Origin of the sequence: Rhodobium orientis, assembly GCF_003258835.1 — a bacterium.
In the GTDB taxonomy this organism is placed as follows: Bacteria; Pseudomonadota; Alphaproteobacteria; order Rhizobiales; family Rhodobiaceae; genus Rhodobium; species Rhodobium orientis.
Genome location: NZ_NPEV01000078.1, coordinates 1 through 17,995 on the forward strand (window position 1 = coordinate 1; position 17,995 = coordinate 17,995).

Sequence of the window (17,995 nt, forward strand, 5' to 3'; positions counted from 1 at the left end):
AACGAAGTGAGCTGGCGTGAGCGAATATTCGAAGCCGTGAGGCTTCGCAAGGCCGAACGGCCGCCGGCGCCCATGCGCCGCCCCCGCGGAGCCGCGAACGAAGTGAGCTGGCGTGAGCGAAAAAACCAGAGAGATGGTGGAGCCAGGCGGAATCGAACCGCCGACCTCTTGAATGCCATTCAAGCGCTCTCCCAACTGAGCTATGGCCCCAATCTCTTAAAGAGCGTCCCTTGGGAAAGACGATCTTGTGAAGGCTCCGGACGCGGGCGCAAGTGCCTGCAGGGCGCCTTGGAGTGGGCGGAAATTATGCGCCGCCCGCGCGATAATCAAGAGCCTTGTTTCAAAAAAACGACAGTCCCTTGCCGCGGCACATCGGCGCCTGTTCAGCGCTCCTCATCGTCCTTGGAGACGTCGGGAATGATGTCGTCGACGCTGTCGTCCTCGTCGTCTTCTTCCAGGAACGTATCGTCGTCGTCGTTGACGCTGACGTCGATATCGGTGTCCTCGATCTCGGGGACGGCCTCGCCGTCGTCCGCGTCTTCGTTGTCGACGGTCTCGCCCTCGTCTTCCTCGGCGTCTTCCAGGGAGACCAGTTCGGCGTCCTCTGTCTCCAGATCCTCTTCCTCGGATTCCTCCGGCGGGGGGGCCGGTTTGGCGGTCGCCCTGCTGGCCTTGGTCGCAACGACGGTCTGCTCGAACACCGCGCCGCATTTCGGGCAGGTGATCGGGTTCCGGTTGAGATCGTAGTATTTGGTGCCGCAATCGGCGCACAGCCGCTTTGTGCCGAGTTCCGGTTTGGTCACGTTAGAACCTCGTCGATATAACAGCGCACGTGCTTTAAGGTGCGAAACGATCTGTGTCAAAAACAAATCTTTGCTTTCGGCACAAGCGCCAATTGGCGCCAACCACGCTTTTTTTTGCGCAATGGTCAAGGTCGAACGCCGCACGGCCGGGTGACGTTCCCGCTCGCCCGTGATAGTCAGGCGCTCCATCCCGCGCTTCGGTGCGCCCCGCCAACGGCCCGGCGAACCGCTTTTGCTGCGCCGTCACGACGATCAAAGCCATGACAGAAAACCCCATGCGCCCGCTCACCGCCCGCCCCGGATCGGCGCTTTCCGGCCGCGTTGCCGTGCCCGGCGACAAGTCGATCTCGCACCGCGCGCTGATCTTCGGCGCCCTCGCCATCGGCGAGACCGCGATCGACGGGCTCCTGCAGTCCGAGGACGTGTTGTGCACGGCGGCCGCCATGCGCGCGCTCGGCGCAACGGTCGTCGCCGGCGAGAACGGCTCGTACAAGGTTCATGGCGTCGGCGTCGGCGGCCTCATGGAGCCGGAGACGCCGCTCGATTTCGGCAATTCCGGCACCGGTGCCCGGCTCGCCCTCGGCCTCATTGGCACCCATCCGCTCGCCGCCGTCTTCCTCGGCGATGCCTCCTTGTCGCGCCGGCCGATGGGCCGGGTGCTGGAGCCCTTGAGGGCGATGGGAACGGAGGTCATCGCCCGCGACGGCGACCGCCTGCCGCTGGCGATCCGCGGCCCGAAGACCGCAATTCCGCTGGAATACCGCGTGCCCGTCCCCTCCGCCCAGGTGAAGTCGGCGGTATTGCTTGCCGGCCTCAACGCGCCGGGCATCACGACGGTGATCGAGCCGGTCGCCACCCGCGACCATACCGAGCGCATGCTGGAAGGCTTCGGCGCCGACCTCGACATCACCGTCGAGGACGACGGCGCCCGCACCATCCGCCTCGTCGGCCAGCCGAAGCTCAAACCCCAACCCGTCACCGTGCCGGGCGATCCGAGTTCGGCCGCCTTTCCGATCGTCGCCGCCCTGATCGTGCCGGGTTCCGACGTCGTCGTTGAAAACGTCATGCTCAACGAAAGCCGCACCGGCCTCTTCACCACGCTCATCGAAATGGGCGCAGACCTGTCGTTCGAGAACGAGCGGGTCTCGGGCGGCGAGACCATCGCCGACATCCACGTGCGCCACAGCACGCTCAAGGGCGTGACGGTGCCGCCGGACCGGGCGCCGTCCATGATCGACGAATATCCGGTGCTTTCCGCCGCCGCCGCCTTCGCGGACGGGCAGACGATGATGGAGGGCCTCGCCGAATTGCGCGTCAAGGAGTCCGACCGCCTTGCCGCCGTCGCCGCCGGCCTTGCCGCCAACGGCGTCACGCACGAGGAGGGCGCGGATTTCCTCGTCGTGACCGGCCGCACGGGCGACATCGGCGGTGGCACGGTCACGACCCACCTCGACCACCGCATCGCCATGAGCTTCCTGGTCCTCGGCCTTGCCGCCGACCGGCCGGTGACGGTCGACGATGCCGGCGTCATCAACACCAGCTTCCCGGGTTTTGCGGACCTGATGGCCGGCCTCGGCGCCGATCTGGAGCCTGCCGGCAATACGGCCGGGGAGGCGAAGGCATGATCATCGCCATCGACGGGCCGGCTGCGTCCGGCAAGGGCACGCTGGCGCGGCGCCTCGCCGCCCATTACGGCCTCAACCATCTCGATACCGGCCTTACCTACCGCGCCGTTGCCGCCGCACTCCTGGAAAAGGGCCTGCCGCTCGACGACGAGGAAACGGCGGCACGGGTCGCCGGCGAGGTCGATCTCGGCGCGCTGGACCGCGAGGCCCTGTCGCTGCACGAGGTCGGCGAGGCAGCCTCGAAGATCGCCGTCATGGGCAAGGTCCGCACGGCCCTCGTGAAGGCCCAGCAGCGCTTTGCGCACCGCGATCCCGGCGCCGTCCTCGACGGCCGCGACATCGGCACGGTGGTCTGCCCCGACGCCGACGCGAAGCTCTTCGTGGAGGCCTCTGCGGAGGTCCGCGCCAGGCGTCGCACCGACGAGATGGCGGGGCGTGGCAAGCCCGCCGATTACGCCGAAGTGCTCGCCGATCTGGAGCGCCGCGATGCCCGCGACCGGGCCCGCGCCGTCGCGCCGTTGAAAAAGGCGGAAGATGCGCACTTGCTCGACACCAGCGATTTGGATATAGAGACCGCGTTCCGTAAGGCGGTTGAGCTGATCGACCGCGTGCGCAACGCCAATTGAATAGGGAGCGCTGACCGGCGCGCCCTTATCGGCGTTACGTGATCGGGCGTTCGGAACGGACCCCATGGTCCGGATCGGTCACCCGTGTGGAACGAGAATACGAATATCAATGGTCGCCCAGCGCCCGCCACTGCCGGCCCGCGTTTCAACGCGAATGTCCCGAATTGACCGGGGCCGGGTGCAGCCGCGGCGACCGACGCAACGCCAACCGCCGGCATTTGAGAGCCTGAAGGCTCTGGGAGATTAGATGAACGCGACCAACCCCACCCGTGAGGATTTTGCCGCTCTTCTGGAAGAGTCCCTCTCGGCGACGGACATGCTCGAAGGCACCGTCGTTAAGGGCAAGATTGTTGGATTTGAGAAGGATCTGGCGGTTATCGACGTCGGCCTGAAGGTCGAGGGCCGTGTCCCCGCCAAGGAATTCGGCGCCCGTGCGCGCAATGGCGAGCTCAACGTCGGCGACGAAGTCGAGGTTTACCTGGAACGCATCGAAAACGCGCTCGGCGAGGCCGTGCTGTCCCGCGACAAGGCTCGTCGCGAGGAAAGCTGGGTCCGCCTGGAAGCCGCGTTCGAGAAGAACGAAAAGGTCACCGGCCAGATCTTCAACCAGGTCAAGGGCGGCTTCACCGTCGATCTGGACGGCGCCGTGGCCTTCCTGCCGCGCTCGCAGGTCGATATCCGCCCGGTGCGCGACGTCGGCCCGCTGATGCACACCCCGCAGCCGTTCCAGATCCTGAAGATGGACAAGCGCCGCGGCAACATCGTCGTGTCGCGCCGCGTCGTGCTTGAGGAAAGCCGCGCCGAGCAGCGCCAGGAACTGGTCCAGAGCCTGGAAGAGGGTCAGGTCATCGAGGGCGTCGTCAAGAACATCACCGACTACGGTGCGTTCGTCGACCTCGGCGGCATCGACGGCCTCTTGCACGTCACCGACATCGCCTGGCGCCGCATCAACCATCCCTCCGAGGTGCTGTCCATCGGCGAGACGGTCAAGGTGCAGATCATCCGCGTCAACCAGGAGACCCACCGCATCAGCCTCGGCATGAAGCAGCTCGAGGCCGACCCGTGGGATGGCATCGAGGCCAAGTATCCGGTCAACGCCAAGTTTACCGGCCGGGTCACCAACATCACCGACTACGGCGCGTTCGTCGAGCTGGAGCCGGGCATCGAGGGTCTGATCCACGTCTCGGAGATGTCCTGGACCAAGAAGAACATCCATCCGGGCAAGATCGTCTCCACCAGCCAGGAAGTCGAAGTGATGATCCTGGAAGTGGATGCTACCAAGCGTCGCATCTCGCTCGGCCTCAAGCAGACCCTCGACAATCCGTGGTCGGTCTTCGCCGACGCCCATCCGGTCGGCAGCGTCGTCGAAGGCGAGGTCAAGAACAAGACCGAGTTCGGCCTGTTCATCGGTCTCGACGGCGACGTCGACGGCATGGTGCACCTGTCGGACCTGGACTGGAACCGTCCGGGCGAGCAGGTCATCGAGGAGTTCCGCAAGGGCGACATGGTCAAGGCCCAGGTCCTCGACGTCGATGTCGACAAGGAGCGCATCTCGCTCGGCATCAAGCAGCTCGGCGGCGATCCCTTCGCCGAGGCGAGCGGCGAGCTGCACCGCGGTGCGGTGGTCACCTGCGAGGTGACCGAGGTCAAGGAGAACGGCCTGGAAGTCAGCGTCGTCGGCTCCGATCTGTCGGCCTTCATCCGCCGCGGCGAACTGGCCCGCGACCGCTCCGAGCAGCGGCCGGAACGCTTCGCCGTCGGTGAGAAGTTCGACGCGCGGATCACCCAGTTCGACAAGAAGGCGCGCCGCATGGCCGTCTCCATCAAGGCCCTGGAAGTGGCCGAAGAGAAGGAGGCGATCGCCCAGTTCGGTTCCACCGACTCCGGCGCCTCCCTCGGCGACATCCTCGGTGCGGCCCTCAACAAGGCCCGCGAGAACGACGACGAAGAGTAGGTCCCGTCGTTGCCGGGTTGACCCCCGGAAATTCAAGGAAACGATTAAAGGCCTGTTTCGACGGGCCTTTTTTCGTGTATGGTGGCGCCCTTACAGTCACCGGCCCGGGCAGAGGTCGCCCGGGACGCCTTACCGGATTGGGATGCGGACCCCATGATCGATGCCGATTTGATCGTCGACCGGCGCCGTTTGCGGCGCAAGCTCGCCCTGTGGCGGGTGATCGGCGTCGTCGCGGTTGCCGCGCTCATTGCCGGCATCGTCGTCTATGCCACCGGCATCGGCGATGTCGCCGGCCGCAGCCGCGCCCATATCGCCCGCATCTCCATTTCCGGCCTGATCACCGACGACCGCGCCAAGCGCGAGCTGATCGAAAAGGTCGGCAAGAGCGATGCGGTGAAGGCGGTGATCGTCGCCATCAACAGTCCCGGCGGCACCACGGTCGGCGGCGAGGCGCTCTACGAGGCGCTGAGGAGCCTCGGCGAAAAGAAGCCCGTGGTCGCCCATATCGGCACCGTCGGCGCCTCGGCCGGCTACATGGTGGCACTCGCCACGGACCACATCGTCGCCCGCCGGTCCGCGCTGACCGGCTCCATCGGCGTCATCATCCAGTTCGGCGAGGCCTCCAAGCTGCTCGAGACGATCGGGATTTCCATGGATGAGGTGAAGAGTTCGCCCCTGAAGGCGACGCCGAACTTCTACAAGCCGGCGAGCGAGGAAGCGCGCCAGGTCCTGAAAGACGTCGTCGACGACAGCTACGACTGGTTCGTCGGCCTCGTGCGCGAGCGCCGCAACATGACGCCGGCCCGCGCCACGACACTTGCGGACGGGCGCATCTATTCCGGCGCACAGGCCCTGGAGAACGGCCTGATCGATGCCATCGGCGGCGAGGACGTCGCCATTTCCTGGCTCGAGACGGAGCGCGACGTCGCGCCGGGTCTGCCCGTGCGCGACTGGAAAAAGGACGAGGGGATAAACGACCTTCCCTTTTCCGCCGCAGTTATGCGAAAGTTTGCATGGCTGCTCGGCGACAAGGCAGCCGCAACGCTCGGACGCGAACTCGGGTTGTTCCGCGACGGTGCGCCGCTTGACGGCCTAATCTCCGTTTGGCAGCCTTCGACCACAACACAAAACAATGCAAGCCAGGGGGCACCTCGATGATCAAGTCGGAGCTGGTCCAGCGGATCGCCGCTCAGAATCCGCACCTTTACCAGCGAGACGTGGAGAAGATCGTCAACGCCATCCTCGACGAGGTGGTCGAGGCGTTGATGCGTGGCGACCGCGTCGAATTGCGCGGCTTCGGGGCCTTTTCGGTCAAGAACCGTCCGGCCCGGGTGGGCCGCAATCCGCGGACCGGAGAAAAGGTGAGCGTTACAGAGAAATACGTGCCGTTCTTCAAGACCGGCAAGGAGATGCGGGAGCGTCTGAACGGCGGCTCGGCCGGGGACGAGTGAAGCCGCCCCTATTGTCCTGTTATCAAGATAAGGAACTGGTCCTTTGAAACGATTGCTGTGGCTTCTGGTGGCGATCCCGGTCGGCATCGTCGTCGTCGTGGTGGCTGTTGCCAACCGGCAATTGGTGACCCTGTCGCTCGATCCCTTCGCGACGGATGCTCCGGCGCTGGTCGTCACCCTCCCGCTTTACATGTATCTGTTCGCCGCGCTGTTCGTCGGCCTCATCCTTGGCGGCGTCGGCGCCTGGATGAAGCAGGGCCGCTGGCGCCGCGAGGCGCGCGAGCGCCGCTACGAGGCGGTGCACTGGCACAAGGAGGCCGACCAGCTCCGCGAGGAAAAGGAACGCGCCCGGCCGGGTCCCGCCCTGCCGGCTCCTGCCAGCCGCCGGGCGGCCTGACGCCACCGGGTAGCCTGACACCGCCGGTCTGCCGACGGTTTTTCGAGGTTTCGGACGCTTGCGATCGTCGCAAGCGTCCGTCTCGTTGCGCCCCGGCGGCGACATGACGTCGTCCGCGCGGCGACGGGCGACACGCCGAAATTGCAGCGCTATGCGTCGCCACCTGTCTTCTTGATCAAAAAATCGCAAAGCCCGGCGAAGGCCGGTTCTTTTGGCCGCGCAAACCGGCTAGGCTTCCCGCACTTCCGGAACACCTGGGTGGAGGGAACCTATGGTCGGCGTCGTTATCGGATTTCTAGCCCTTGGCGTGGGCATCTTCCTCTTGTTTCGCGGCGGCGGCTCGACCACACAGCCAACGACGTCCCAGGGACGTCTCGGCCGAACGCTGGCAGCCCTCGGGCGTCGCGGCCTCGGCATCGTGCTCGCCGCCGTCGGCCTCTTCCTCCTGGCCTCCACCTCCTTCGTCTATGTCGACCCGGACGGCGTCGGGCACCTGAAGCGCATTTACGCGTTTGAGGAACTGCCGCGCGGGCGCATCGTCGCCCTTGAGGGCGAAAAGGGACCGCAGGCCGACATCCTCGGCCCGGGCTTCCATTTCATTCCCTTCGTGCGCGTCCTCTACGACTACGAGGAGTTCGAGGTCCTGACCGTGCCGGAGGGCTACTACGGCCAGATCAAGGCCAATGACGGCCTGCCGATGCCGAGCGGCATGTACATCGCCCCGTCTTTCCCGGACGACAAGACCGAGGGCATGCTGGACGCCAAGACGTTCCTCACCTCCGGCGGCTTCAAGGGTCCGCAGGAAACGGTGCTGAAGCCCGGCCGCTACCGCCTCAACCGCTACCTCTTCGACGTCCGCGTCACCGAGGAGACCGAGGCGACGATCATCCCCAAGGGCTTTGTCGGCGTCGTCAAGTCGAACGTTGCCGCGCCCGGCGTCGACTGCCGCGAGGAAGAGGTGTCGGCCACCGATGCGACCCGCGGCGCCCTGACGGTACCGCTGGTGCCGCGCGGCTGCGTCGGCATCTGGAAGGAGCCGCTTCTTCCCGGCGCCTATTACCTCAACCGCCAGGCCTATGAGGTGACGCTGGTCGATGTGCGGGTCCAGACCTGGGAATACAAGGGCGGCTACGTCAAGCGCATCATCGACCTCTCCGTCGACCAGGAAGGCAACATCCAGCAGGTCGAGCGCCAGGTGACGGAGGCGATCCCGCCGAACGCCGCCGACAAGGCCGTCTTCGTCAAGGTCGAGGGCTGGGACATCCCGCTGGAGCTGCGCGCCCTCGTCCAGGTCAGCCCCGACCACGCGCCGATCGTCGTCGGCTCCGTCGGCGGTCTGGAGGAGATCGAGAACCGCATTCTCACCCCGGCGATCCGCTCCATCGTGCGCAACGTCGCCGGCTCCACCGTGCGCGTGCCGATCAAGGAGGACGGCGGGGCCGTCGCCCTGCCGATCGAATACGAGGTCCGCCCGACCCGCGTCCTCGACCTGATCGAGAACCGCGAGGCTCTCGAGGAGACCATCGAGGCCAAGATCAAGGTGGAGGGCGACAAGGCCGGCGTTGACATCCGCGAGATCCGCCTCGGCGAGCCGGCGATCCCGCCGGAGCTCCTGGTCTCGCGCCTGCGCGTCCAGCTCGCCGACCAGCTCTCCAAGGCCTATGACCGGGAAACGGCGGCCCAGCAGAAGCGCATCGAGACGGAACAGGCCCGCTCCACCGCCAACGAGCAGCCGCGCCTCGTCCAGGCGCAGATCGCCGTCAAGGTCGCCAACCAGCGCGAACAGGAGCGCGAGGCCCTCGGCCGCGCGGAACGCAAGTTCCTGGAAGAGCTCGCCAAGGGCCAGATGGCACAGGCCAACGTGCTGGGTCAGGACCGGGTGGCGCTGCTGCAGGCCCTCGACAAGGTGCTCGGCAGCCTGGAGCGCAAGCCCGAACTCGTCCAGATCGTCGGCAAGCTGGTGCCGAACACGGTGGTCGGCAACTCCTCGGGCCTCGCCGGCGCCGCCGCCATCTTCGGCTCCAATTTCGGCCAGGCCACGCGCGAGATCCCGACGGGGGCCGGCGGGCGGTGAGCGGCCGGGGGTCGTCGTCCAAGCGGTCCCCTCGCGAGCGCAGCGAAGCGATCCAGTGCGGCGTTTGAGGAGTGGTCCCGGCGACCCCACACCCTCTCCCGTCACCCTGGGCCTGACCCGGGGCCCATTGCCCACCTCGACACGGTAGCCCGTCGCAATTTTGACCTGCATCCGCGCCAAGGCCGCGTTCTTCCAACGAACGACATACCGCTTTGACAGGGGCAATAGGTCCCGGCTCGGGGGCCGGGGTGACGACGGAGTATTTGGGCACACAGCAGTGTCCCAAGGGGCGCGCGGAGTTCGCTGCCAACGCCCGCTGGATTGCCGCGTCGGCCTGACGGCTTCCTCGCAATGACGTTGAAATTTTTGGGAAATTAGCCACTTTCCGTCATTTCGAGCGGAGCGAAGCAATCCAGAGCAGCTTTGCCAACGGCAGCCCGTTCAAGACAAAAACAAAGGGCGCCACGACTGCCGCGGCGCCCTTCGAAAACGAACAAATCGGATCGTCGGCTCAGGCCGTCTTGTCGACCGTTGCGCCCGGGCCGCCGGCCGGACGCGGGCCCTCATTGGGCTCGCCGCTCTCAGGCACACCGGCATCGTTCGCCGCCTCAGTGGATGCTTCGGCCGGTGCCTCGGTTGCTTCCGGCTTCGGCGCCTTCGGGCCGCCCTTGGCAACGCCGACCATCGCCGGACGCAGCACGCGCTCGCCGATGACGTAGCCGGACTGCACGACCTGCACGACGGTGCCGCTCGGCACCTGCGGGTTCGGCACCTCGAACATTGCCTGGTGCAGGTTGGGATCGAACTTTTCGCCGGCCGGGTCGAGCTTCTTGACGCCATGCTTTTCCAGCGTCTTCAGCATTTCCCGCTCGGTCATCTCCACGCCGTCGAGAAGGCCCGTCAGGGCTGCATCGGCGCCCGCGCGAGCTTCGTCGCCGACGGCATCGAGCGCCCGGCGGAGATTGTCGCTGACGGTCAGCATGTCGCGCGCGAAGCTGGAGGCGGCGTAGTCGCGCGCATCGCGCAGCTCCTTGCCGGTTCGCTTGCGCAGGTTCTCCATTTCCGCCAGCGTCCGAAGGAGCTGGTCCTTCAGCTTGGCGTTTTCCTCGCTGAGCGCTGCGGCCGGATCGGCCGCATCCGCCTCCGGCTGCATGGCGGTGTCGTCCGCAGCCTCGGTCTCAGGGGTCTTTCCCGTCTCGTCACTCATTGCATTCCTCTTCGGGATCCGCGTCCGGAGCCCTCTTTAAGGGTGTCGGCGTATGAGCCCGTCCGTTCTTGAATATCCGGGTCGCGATATGCGGTCTTGGCTGGCCGCCGTCAAGGTTTGGCCACGAAAAGACACGGCAAAACCCGGGTCGGCGGACCGGCCCGGGCAGCGACAGGGCTGAACTGGAAGCCCGGGTCAGACGGCGCCGTTGATCCAGTCGAGGAGGCGGCCCTTCGGCTGCGCACCGACCTGCATGGAAGCGGGCTCGCCGTCCTTGAACAGAATCAGCGTCGGGATGGAACGCACCCCGTATTTGATCGCCGTGTTCGGGTTCTCGTCGATGTTCAGCTTCGCCACCTTGACCTTGCCGGCCATCTCGGTGGCGATTTCCTCAAGCGCGGGCGCGATCATCTTGCACGGGCCGCACCATTCGGCCCAGAAGTCGACGACAACCGGCTCCGACGATTTCAGGACGTCGGCCTCAAAGGTCGAATCGGTGATTTTTTCGGTCGTCATGGGTGTCCTTCTTTCATGGCTTGCATCATGCCTGAAGCATGTCGCTCATTAGTTGGTTCGAAAGTAAGAACGCCGGACCGGAGCGTCAAGCACGGGCATTTCCGAAAATGCGCGATCTTCAGGAAACGATTTCGCCGGATGCCCCGGTCCTGAGGCGCCCGACCGCGGCATCGAGCCGCGCCGCATCGAGCTCGCAAAGCGCCGGACCGGCGGTCCACAAGAGCGCGGCGCGGACGCGGCGCCCCGGATAGAGCGCCGACAGCACATGCCGGTAGAGCGCGAGTTGGACGACATAGTCTGGCGGGATCGCGTCCTCGGCCGGGACCTCCCGGTTGGTCTTGTAGTCGACGATGAGGACCGTGTCGTCCGTCGCCACCAGCCGGTCGATCTGGCCGGAGATGGAAAGCGTCTCGCCGCCCTCGGTGGCCAGCGTGCCGACGATGGCGACCTCGGCGCGCCCATGCGGCGAAAAGACGTGGCGGAAGTCGGGATGGGTAAGCACGGAAAAGACCTCCGCGACAAGGCCCGCCCGCTCGGCCTCGGCGAGATCCGGCGCGAGCTTTTCGAGCATCTTTGCCGCCATCTCCGGCCGCTTGTCCGCATCGATCGCGGGCAGGTGCTGCAACAGCAGATGCACCAGCCGGCCGCGCTGCAGCGCATCGATGCCGGGGGAAAGGGCTGCCGCCATCGCCTCCTGGGAAAGCTTGTTCTCGTCGGCAGGCGGCGCGGAGGTGCCGCCGAAGGCGCGCGAGGGCGCGAGCGGCCGGATCCGCTCCGGTGGCGGTGCGGGCTCAATCAGCCAGCCGGGCCGCGGCACGGCGGGAACAGCCTCCGCCTCCGCGCCGGCGGCTTCGCGCGGCGCGGCATCGAGCTTGCGCCAGCGCCAGGCGATGACGTCGCCCTCCGTGTCCCGCACCTCTTCGGCTTCAGGGCAGAGCGACGTCTCGATGGTGCGGTGCCAGATGGTGTCCGGCGGCTGGCGCGTGCCGCGATAGCCGCAGACGATCAGCCGGTCGCGCGCCCGGGTCATCGCCACATAGAGGAGCCGGCGGTATTCGTCCTCTTGGTCGGCCCTGTAGGCATCGATGGCGGTCCGGTGCCAGTCCGTCGAGGCTGGTTTACCGGGTGTCCATACCGGCGCCTCCACTGTCTGCCCGCCGACCGTCATCTCGCGCATGAGAATCTTCGGCGCGTGGGCATGGCTGAACGGCGCCGAGGCCGGATCGACCAGGAAGACGATCGGCGCCTCAAGCCCCTTGGCGCCGTGGACAGTCATGATCCGCACCTCGCGGGCGACAGAATCCTGCTGGCGTTTGATTTCCGTCGGCGTCAGCGACAGCCAGGAAAGGAACCCCTGAAGGCTCGGCGTCTGGGTCTCTTCGAAGGACAAGGCCAGCGCCAGGAATTCGTCGAGCACCTCGTCGACCTCCGCCCCGAGCCGGCCGCGGAATTTCGCCCGCCCGCCGAAGGGCCCCAGGATGTCCGCAAAAAACTCGTAAGGCGGCACCCGGTCGGCCCGGCCGATGGCGCGGGCAAGCAGCGCGTGGCCGGCGCCGAAGGCGGGCTCGCCCCGGCGTTCCGAGAGCGCCTCGGCAAGGCTCGCAGCCCGGTCGTGGGCAAGGTCGAAAAGGCTCTCTTCGTCGAAGCCGACAAGCGGGCTCTTCAGCACCTCGGCAAGGGAAAGATCGTCCGCCGGCAGCAGCGCGGCCCGGCCGAGCGAGATCAGGTCCATGACGGCGATGTGGTCGGTGACGGCGAGCCGGTCGGAGCCGGCGGCCGGCACCTGCCGGTCCTTCAGTGCGCGGTTCAGCGCATCGACGAACGGCCCGCGCTTCCTGACCAGCACCAGCACGTCGCCGGGGGTGATCCGCGTCCCCGTGCCTTCCAGCCGTGCGCCGGAAGAAATCCAGCCGGCGACGGTATCGGCGATCTGCTCCGCAAGCCGGCGCGCCGGTTCGGCCGGGCCCTCATGGTCGAGGGGCTCGGTCCAGTCCTCCGGCTCGGTGACGCTGTCGGCCTCCATCAGCGGCCAGACCTCGACGAGCCCCGGATCGCTCCTGCGGATCGCCTCGTGGATCGGCGCTGCGGGCGGCTCGGAAAGCCCTTCATGGTGTTCCGGCGCGGCAAAGACCGTGTCGACGGCGGCGAGCACATCGGGCGAAGACCGGAACGAAAGGTTCAGCCGCTCGTCGTGGAAGGTGAGCCCCGCTTCCCTCGCCGCCCGGCCGAATGCCTTGCGCTTTTCGCCGAAGAGCCGGGGCGCGGCGCCCTGGAACGAATAGATCGACTGCTTTTCGTCGCCGACGGCAAAGACGGTCGGCGGCCGGTCGCGCCGGCCCGTTCCTGAAAAGAAGTCGCCGACGAGCTGGGTGATCACGTCCCACTGCCGCGGGCTCGTGTCCTGGCCCTCATCGACCAGCACGTGGTCGAGGCCGAGGTCGAGCTTGTACTGCACCCAGCGCGCCGCCTCCGATGAGGAGAGCAGATCGGCGGTACGCGAGACCAGGTCGTCGAAGTCGAGGAGGCCGAGGGCGGCCTTCTTCGCCTCGTAGCGGGCGATGACCGCCTCGGCGAGCCGGGAGATGGCGGCGGTCGCTTCCACCGTGACGGCGGCGCGGTGGCGGTCCAGGACGTCGCCGAGCCGGTCGCACTCGGCTGCCAGCCGCTCTTCCAGATCGGGAAACGCGTCCTTGATCGCCTTGGTGGCGAATCCTCTTGCCGCGCGCGGCGTCTCGTTCTGCGTGAAAAAGACCTGCACCCACGCCGTGAGCTTTGCTTCCGGATCGCGTTCGGAAAGGGCTGTCTTCAGGCGGTCCAGAAGCTTGCCGTCAGTCGGTTTGTCGGAGGCGGCAAGCTCTGGCATCAGCACGGCCAGAAATCGGGGCGAGAACGATTGCGATTGGTCGGCCTCGGCGGCGATGGCGTGGGGCGGCGTGCCGGGCTCAAGACCGAAATCGGCGGCGAGCGCCGCGATTCCCGCATCGAGCGAGCCGTTGGCAGCAATGAAGCGCGACAGGGTCTCGCGCTTTGCCACCAGTTCCGCAATCGCCTCCTGAAAGCTCCAGTCGCTCGCCCGCGCCATCACGGTCTGCAGGGCTTCGGCGAGCCTGCCTTCGGGCTGCTCGGCCGTGCGGTGGAGCAGGGAGGCTTGCGCCTCGCCCAGAAGCTCGGCCTGGCCGCGGTCGTCGAGCACCTCGAAATGGCCGGCGACGTTGGCTTCCAGCGGAAACTGGTGCAGCAGCGCCTCGCAGAAGGCGTGGATGGTCTGGATTTTCAGACCGCCCGGCGTTTCCAGCGCCCGGGCAAAGAGGCGGCGCGCGCGAATGAGACCCTCGCGCCCAGGCCGCCGACCTTCCAGGTCTTCAAGCTCTGCGGCGAGCGCGGCGTCATCGAGCCGGGTCCAGCCACTGAGCCGGTCGAAGACGCGGGTCGCCATTTCCGCGGCCGCCGCCTTGGTGAAGGTGAGGCAGAGGATGCGGCCCGGATCGATGCCGGCAAGCAGCAGCCGCACCACCCTCTGGGTCAGCACGAAGGTTTTTCCCGAGCCGGCATTGGCGCCGACCCAGGCCGACGCCATGGGATCGCAGGCGCGCGCCTGGCGGGCGAGGGTGTCGGCGGGGATCGCGCGCGTCATGCGTCCTCTCCCCCGCCGAGCGACCATTCGGCAACGCGGGCCAGGTGGTCGTAGTCGCCGGCAAAGCGCCGCTCGAACATCGGCCGCGCGCGCGAGCGGTAGCCGGTAGCCGGATTGCGATAATGCGCAACGAGCGCGGCAAGCTGTTCCACGGCCTTTGCCGCCAGCGCTTCGGCATCGCCGTCCCGGCCGCGCGACTGGAAGAAGGCGGCGGCGTTCGCGTCCTTCAGCGCCACATAGGCGATCTCCGCGACCGTGCTGTCAGGAAGGCCGTCGAAGCCGCCGCGCTCGGCCATCGCGGCCTCCAGCGGCAATTGCGGGGCGAGAAGCGCATCGACCTGCTTCGCCGACGGAAGGGTTCCCGTCTTGTAGTCCAGCAGCGCCAGCCTGCCGTCGGCAAGGACGTCGATGCGGTCGGCCCGGCCGCGCAGACGGAACGGGGTGTCGCCGGCGGCGATCTCGAAAGAACCGGATATCTCCACGAACGAGCGGGCGAGCGTTGGCGCGCGCTCGCGCTCCCAGTCGAGGAAGGCGCCGGCGATGCGCGAAAAGCGCGGCCACCAGAGGGCGTGGATGTCGGGAAAGACTTCGAGGTCCGCAAAGTGCCGGCGCCCGAGCGCCATCAGCGCCTCAAGGGCCGTTTCATCGAATGGCGCCGCCGGGGTGCGGCCGCGGATGAAGTCGGCAAAGATCGCATGCAGCACCGTGCCGCGCTCGGCAAGGTCGGGGACGCCGCCGATGTCGTCCAGCGGGTCGAGGTGGAGCACGTGCCTTGCGTAGATCGCGTAGGGGTCGCGGATCAGCGTCTCGATTTCCGTCACCGAAAGGCTGGTCGGACGTGCCTCAAGTGGCGGCGCCGGCTCCGGGCGGGCGACGGGCCTTGCGGCGTCCGAACTGCCGTCAAGGCCGCGGGCGAGCGTCAGGTAGCGCCCCCCGCGCGCGGTCATGGCCGCGTCTGTCTCCTTGCCGACGACGGCGCGCAGCCTTTGCAGCCAGCGCGAGGCAACGCTCGGCGCGCCCTCTTTCCGCAGCGCACGGGAGAGAAACACGCGCGGCGCGCCGAAGCCTTGGGCGAAATCGTGGGCGGCAAGGCCGATCCGCCGCTCCGGCGCTTCCAGCCCGAGGTCGCGCCGCATCGGCCGCGACAGCCAGGGATCGGAGCGGGTGGAGGCCGGCCAGTCGCCTTCCACGAGCCCACCGAGCACCAGCCGGTCGACGCTCTGCAACCGCGCCTCCAGCGGCCCCCAGATGGAAATGCGCGGGTCGGCCGGGATATTGGGCCGCACCGCGATGCCGTCCATCAACGCGCGCAACAGCGCCGGCCAGTCCGTTGCGGCGACGGGAAAGTCGGTGACGCCGAGGGTGGAAAGCTCGGTCAGAAACCCGGCAAGCCGCGTGCCGGCGGCAGGATCGGCGAGCTGCGCCAGAGCACCGGTGTCGTCGCAGAGGACGCGGTTGAGGACGGCAATCTGGGCGCAGACGAGATCGCCGACGCTGACGGGCCCCTGGCCCGCGCCAAGCGCTTCGAGCGGTGACAGCGCCTCGGCGATACGCGCGCCGAGATCGGTGACCCGCTTCCAGTCCGCATCGGAAAGCCGGCGGACAGACCGGTGCAGCCGGCGCCCCTCCCGCCCGGTCTTGAGGGCCTCGATGGCGGCGCACAGGCCCGCGCTGCCGTCGCGCGTTCGCGGGCCGCGCAGGACGGCGATTTCCAGCAGACGTGCGGCGCGCCTGAGGTCTTCCGCCGAAAGCCCGAAGCGGGCGAGGGGGTGCTTCAGCACCGCAAGCAGGGTCACCGGATCGAAGCCGGAAAGGGCGAGGTCGGCGAGGAGCCGGGCAAGAACGGCTGGCGGCGTGCCGGAAAGCGGCCGGCCGGCGGAATCGTCGACGGAAATCTCCCAGCGCAGGAGATGCCGCGCCACCCGGCGGGCCAGCACCCGGTCCGGCGTGATGAGCGCCGCCGTCTCGCCATCGGCGACCGCTTCGCGGAGCGCGATGGCGACGGCAAGCGCTTCTTCCTCCTCGCCGCGCGCCTCGATGAGGGCGACGTCGGCAAAGGCATCGGCGATCTCGGCATCGGCAACGCCAAGGTCGCGCCAGCCTTCCGTCGCCTCGGCCGGCCGCAGCGCCTCGTTGACGAGCCGCATGCGCGTCGCGCGCGCCGCATCGGTACTCTCCGGCCCGAGCGTCGCGACGTCCTTGCGGCCAATGCCGATCCGGGCGATGAGCTGGCGCATGCCGAATTGCGGATGGCTCGGCGCGGCGTCTTCCGCCTCCCGGTCGCCGATCGCCGCCCAGGCGTCTTCGCCCAGCCGCCGGTCGAGGCCGGGAAGCACCACGGCGCCGTTCGGCAGATGCGCGATGGCGGCAAGGAGATCGGCGGTCGCCGGCGCCGAACCGGTCGAGCCGGCGGCAATCACCGGGCCGGCCGGCGGGTGCTCGCGCAGGCGCCGCGCGGCGGTCTCGATCGCCCGGTCGCGGCGCATGCCCGGATCGGCGAGCCCGCGCTCGGCGAGATAGGCCGGCCAGTGCTCGGTGACGATCTTCAAAAATTCCAGGCTGATCTGCCAGTAACGGGCGTAGTCCTCCGGCACCAGCGAGAACAGGCTGCGCCAGTCGGCCCGCTCGGTCGCCACCTGGTCCATGAGCCGGATGAGGTCGTCGGCAAGCCGCGCCGCATCCGCCGGTGAGGCGGGGATGGAGATCTCCCCGTCGCCTCCGAGATGGGGCATGAGATCCCGCGCGACCCGTTCGGTCCAGGACAGCACCAGCCGGGAAATGACCAGCCGCCGCTCCAGGTCGCCGATATTGGGCGGCAGCGCGGTCTCGTCGGCGAGCGTCGCCTCGTCGATGTCGTCGTCGCCGTCCACATCGCCGATCGGCGTGATGCGCGGCAGGATCGCCGCCCGGCCGCCGAGTTCAGTGAGGAAGACCCCCCGCAGCGCGCGCGCCGCGCGCCGTGTCGGTACGAAGATGCGCACATCGGCGAGTGCCAGCGGATCGTCGTCGAGCGTGAAGGCCGGGACGAGGTCGCCAGAGAAGAGCCCACGCACCAGCGTCGGCAGGAACGGGGACTCTGGCGGGATCGTCAGCACGCGCGGCGTCACCGCGCCTCTGCCGCCCGTCGGTCCCCGTTCTCCGGCCATGCCTGCCCCGTCCTTTGCTCATGGAACTCCGGCGCGTCTTCCGGCGAATCCCTTGCCGGATGGTACGCGCGCGGCGGGACGCGCAAAAGGGGATAGAAGCGGGGATTGAGCGGGGACCTGGCAGGGATCGGCTGTGGATAGATTGTGGAATGGATGGGGATAAACCGGCGGCGCCTCTTACTCAGCCGTCACCCCGGGCGGAGCGAAGCGGAGACGCGGGGCCTATTATCCCGATCCGCACGGTATGCCGCGTGGCGATGGAAAGGGCAGTCGCGCGAATGCTGGTCTGCGACAGGAACCGCGACGGGCTACCGTGTCGAGGCGGGCATTGGAAACCGGGTCTTCGCTTCGCTCCGCCCGGCATGATGTGGAGGTTGGCGCCGTCAAACCAACAGGACGTCATTGCTGTGCAAGTTCACGAATTCGGTGATGGCTGTTCGGTTTTCTTTTGTTCGGCGAAGGTCTTTGGCGGGATGTTTCCGATTGCCTGGTGGGGCCTGAACTCGTTGTAGTAGATGATATATTCGATGAGCTCGTTGGCCAGGTGCTCGGGGGTGTCGAA

The 17,995-nt window shown here is 67.5% G+C and carries 13 protein-coding genes and 1 tRNA gene; 7 read left to right on the top strand and 7 right to left on the bottom strand.

What is annotated here, in order from left to right; translation table 11 throughout:
- Positions 1-134: 134 nt before the first annotated feature.
- Positions 135-210 (bottom strand) — tRNA-Ala (locus CH339_RS22390).
- A 173-nt stretch (positions 211-383) separates the two neighbouring features.
- Positions 384-803 carry a TIGR02300 family protein gene (locus tag CH339_RS22395; protein WP_111436634.1) on the bottom strand — a complete coding sequence of 140 codons (420 nt, stop codon included), beginning with the start codon at positions 801-803 and terminating at the stop codon, positions 384-386.
- Between the two features lie 260 nt (positions 804-1,063).
- Here CH339_RS22395 and aroA point away from each other — a divergent pair, with 260 nt between their 5' ends.
- From aroA to CH339_RS22430, 7 genes are all read left to right on the top strand, one after another.
- Positions 1,064-2,428, top strand: coding sequence for a 3-phosphoshikimate 1-carboxyvinyltransferase (aroA, locus tag CH339_RS22400; RefSeq protein ID WP_184443470.1), 1,365 nt, complete (start codon positions 1,064-1,066; stop codon positions 2,426-2,428).
- Positions 2,425-3,054: a (d)CMP kinase gene (gene cmk, locus CH339_RS22405; protein ID WP_111436635.1), complete on the top strand. Its 630-nt coding sequence runs from the start codon at positions 2,425-2,427 to the stop codon at positions 3,052-3,054. The genes aroA and cmk overlap by 4 nt, the downstream gene beginning before the upstream one ends.
- Before the next feature lie 247 nt (positions 3,055-3,301).
- Entirely contained in the window at positions 3,302-5,008 is a 1,707-nt protein-coding gene (gene rpsA, locus CH339_RS22410; RefSeq protein ID WP_111436636.1) for a 30S ribosomal protein S1, read from the top strand.
- Between the two features lie 153 nt (positions 5,009-5,161).
- Complete coding sequence (gene sppA, locus CH339_RS22415) at positions 5,162-6,166, top strand: signal peptide peptidase SppA (RefSeq protein ID WP_170138627.1); 1,005 nt, start codon at positions 5,162-5,164, stop codon at positions 6,164-6,166.
- Positions 6,163-6,459, top strand: a complete 297-nt coding sequence (locus CH339_RS22420) for an integration host factor subunit beta (protein WP_111436638.1) — start codon at positions 6,163-6,165, stop codon at positions 6,457-6,459. The genes sppA and CH339_RS22420 overlap by 4 nt, the downstream gene beginning before the upstream one ends.
- Positions 6,460-6,502: 43 nt before the next feature.
- Complete coding sequence (locus CH339_RS22425) at positions 6,503-6,856, top strand: lipopolysaccharide assembly protein LapA domain-containing protein (protein WP_111436639.1); 354 nt, start codon at positions 6,503-6,505, stop codon at positions 6,854-6,856.
- A gap of 271 nt (positions 6,857-7,127) precedes the next feature.
- On the top strand, positions 7,128-8,930 hold the full coding sequence (locus CH339_RS22430) for an SPFH domain-containing protein (protein WP_111436640.1): 1,803 nt from the start codon (positions 7,128-7,130) through the stop codon (positions 8,928-8,930).
- A gap of 511 nt (positions 8,931-9,441) precedes the next feature.
- Here the strand turns inward: CH339_RS22430 and grpE are convergent.
- From grpE to CH339_RS25465, 5 genes are all read right to left on the bottom strand, one after another.
- Entirely contained in the window at positions 9,442-10,137 is a 696-nt protein-coding gene (gene grpE, locus CH339_RS22435; RefSeq protein WP_111436641.1) for a nucleotide exchange factor GrpE, read from the bottom strand.
- A gap of 195 nt (positions 10,138-10,332) precedes the next feature.
- On the bottom strand, positions 10,333-10,653 hold the full coding sequence (trxA, locus tag CH339_RS22440; RefSeq protein WP_111436642.1) for a thioredoxin TrxA: 321 nt from the start codon (positions 10,651-10,653) through the stop codon (positions 10,333-10,335).
- A 118-nt stretch (positions 10,654-10,771) separates the two neighbouring features.
- Positions 10,772-14,287 (bottom strand): double-strand break repair helicase AddA, encoded by a 3,516-nt coding sequence (addA, locus tag CH339_RS22445; RefSeq protein WP_201240868.1) that lies wholly within the window; start codon positions 14,285-14,287, stop codon positions 10,772-10,774.
- A complete protein-coding gene (addB, locus tag CH339_RS22450; protein WP_111436644.1) occupies positions 14,284-17,433 on the bottom strand; it encodes a double-strand break repair protein AddB in 3,150 nt (1,049 codons plus the stop codon). Before addB ends, addA begins: the two co-directional genes overlap by 4 nt.
- 415 nt (positions 17,434-17,848) lie before the next feature.
- Positions 17,849-17,995, bottom strand: a 147-nt coding sequence (locus CH339_RS25465; protein ID WP_146610090.1) for an integrase core domain-containing protein, incomplete at its 5' end; no start/stop codon positions are given.

Coding starts and splice junctions, on each gene's coding strand:
- aroA (WP_184443470.1), top strand. CDS start 1,064: ATGACAGAAAACCCCATGCGCCCGCTCACCGCCCGCCCCGGATCGGCG.
- cmk (WP_111436635.1), top strand. CDS start 2,425: ATGATCATCGCCATCGACGGGCCGGCTGCGTCCGGCAAGGGCACGCTG.
- rpsA (WP_111436636.1), top strand. CDS start 3,302: ATGAACGCGACCAACCCCACCCGTGAGGATTTTGCCGCTCTTCTGGAA.
- sppA (WP_170138627.1), top strand. CDS start 5,162: ATGATCGATGCCGATTTGATCGTCGACCGGCGCCGTTTGCGGCGCAAG.
- CH339_RS22420 (WP_111436638.1), top strand. CDS start 6,163: ATGATCAAGTCGGAGCTGGTCCAGCGGATCGCCGCTCAGAATCCGCAC.
- CH339_RS22430 (WP_111436640.1), top strand. CDS start 7,128: ATGGTCGGCGTCGTTATCGGATTTCTAGCCCTTGGCGTGGGCATCTTC.
- grpE (WP_111436641.1), bottom strand. CDS start 10,137: ATGAGTGACGAGACGGGAAAGACCCCTGAGACCGAGGCTGCGGACGAC.
- trxA (WP_111436642.1), bottom strand. CDS start 10,653: ATGACGACCGAAAAAATCACCGATTCGACCTTTGAGGCCGACGTCCTG.
- addA (WP_201240868.1), bottom strand. CDS start 14,287: ATGACGCGCGCGATCCCCGCCGACACCCTCGCCCGCCAGGCGCGCGCC.
- addB (WP_111436644.1), bottom strand. CDS start 17,433: ATGGCCGGAGAACGGGGACCGACGGGCGGCAGAGGCGCGGTGACGCCG.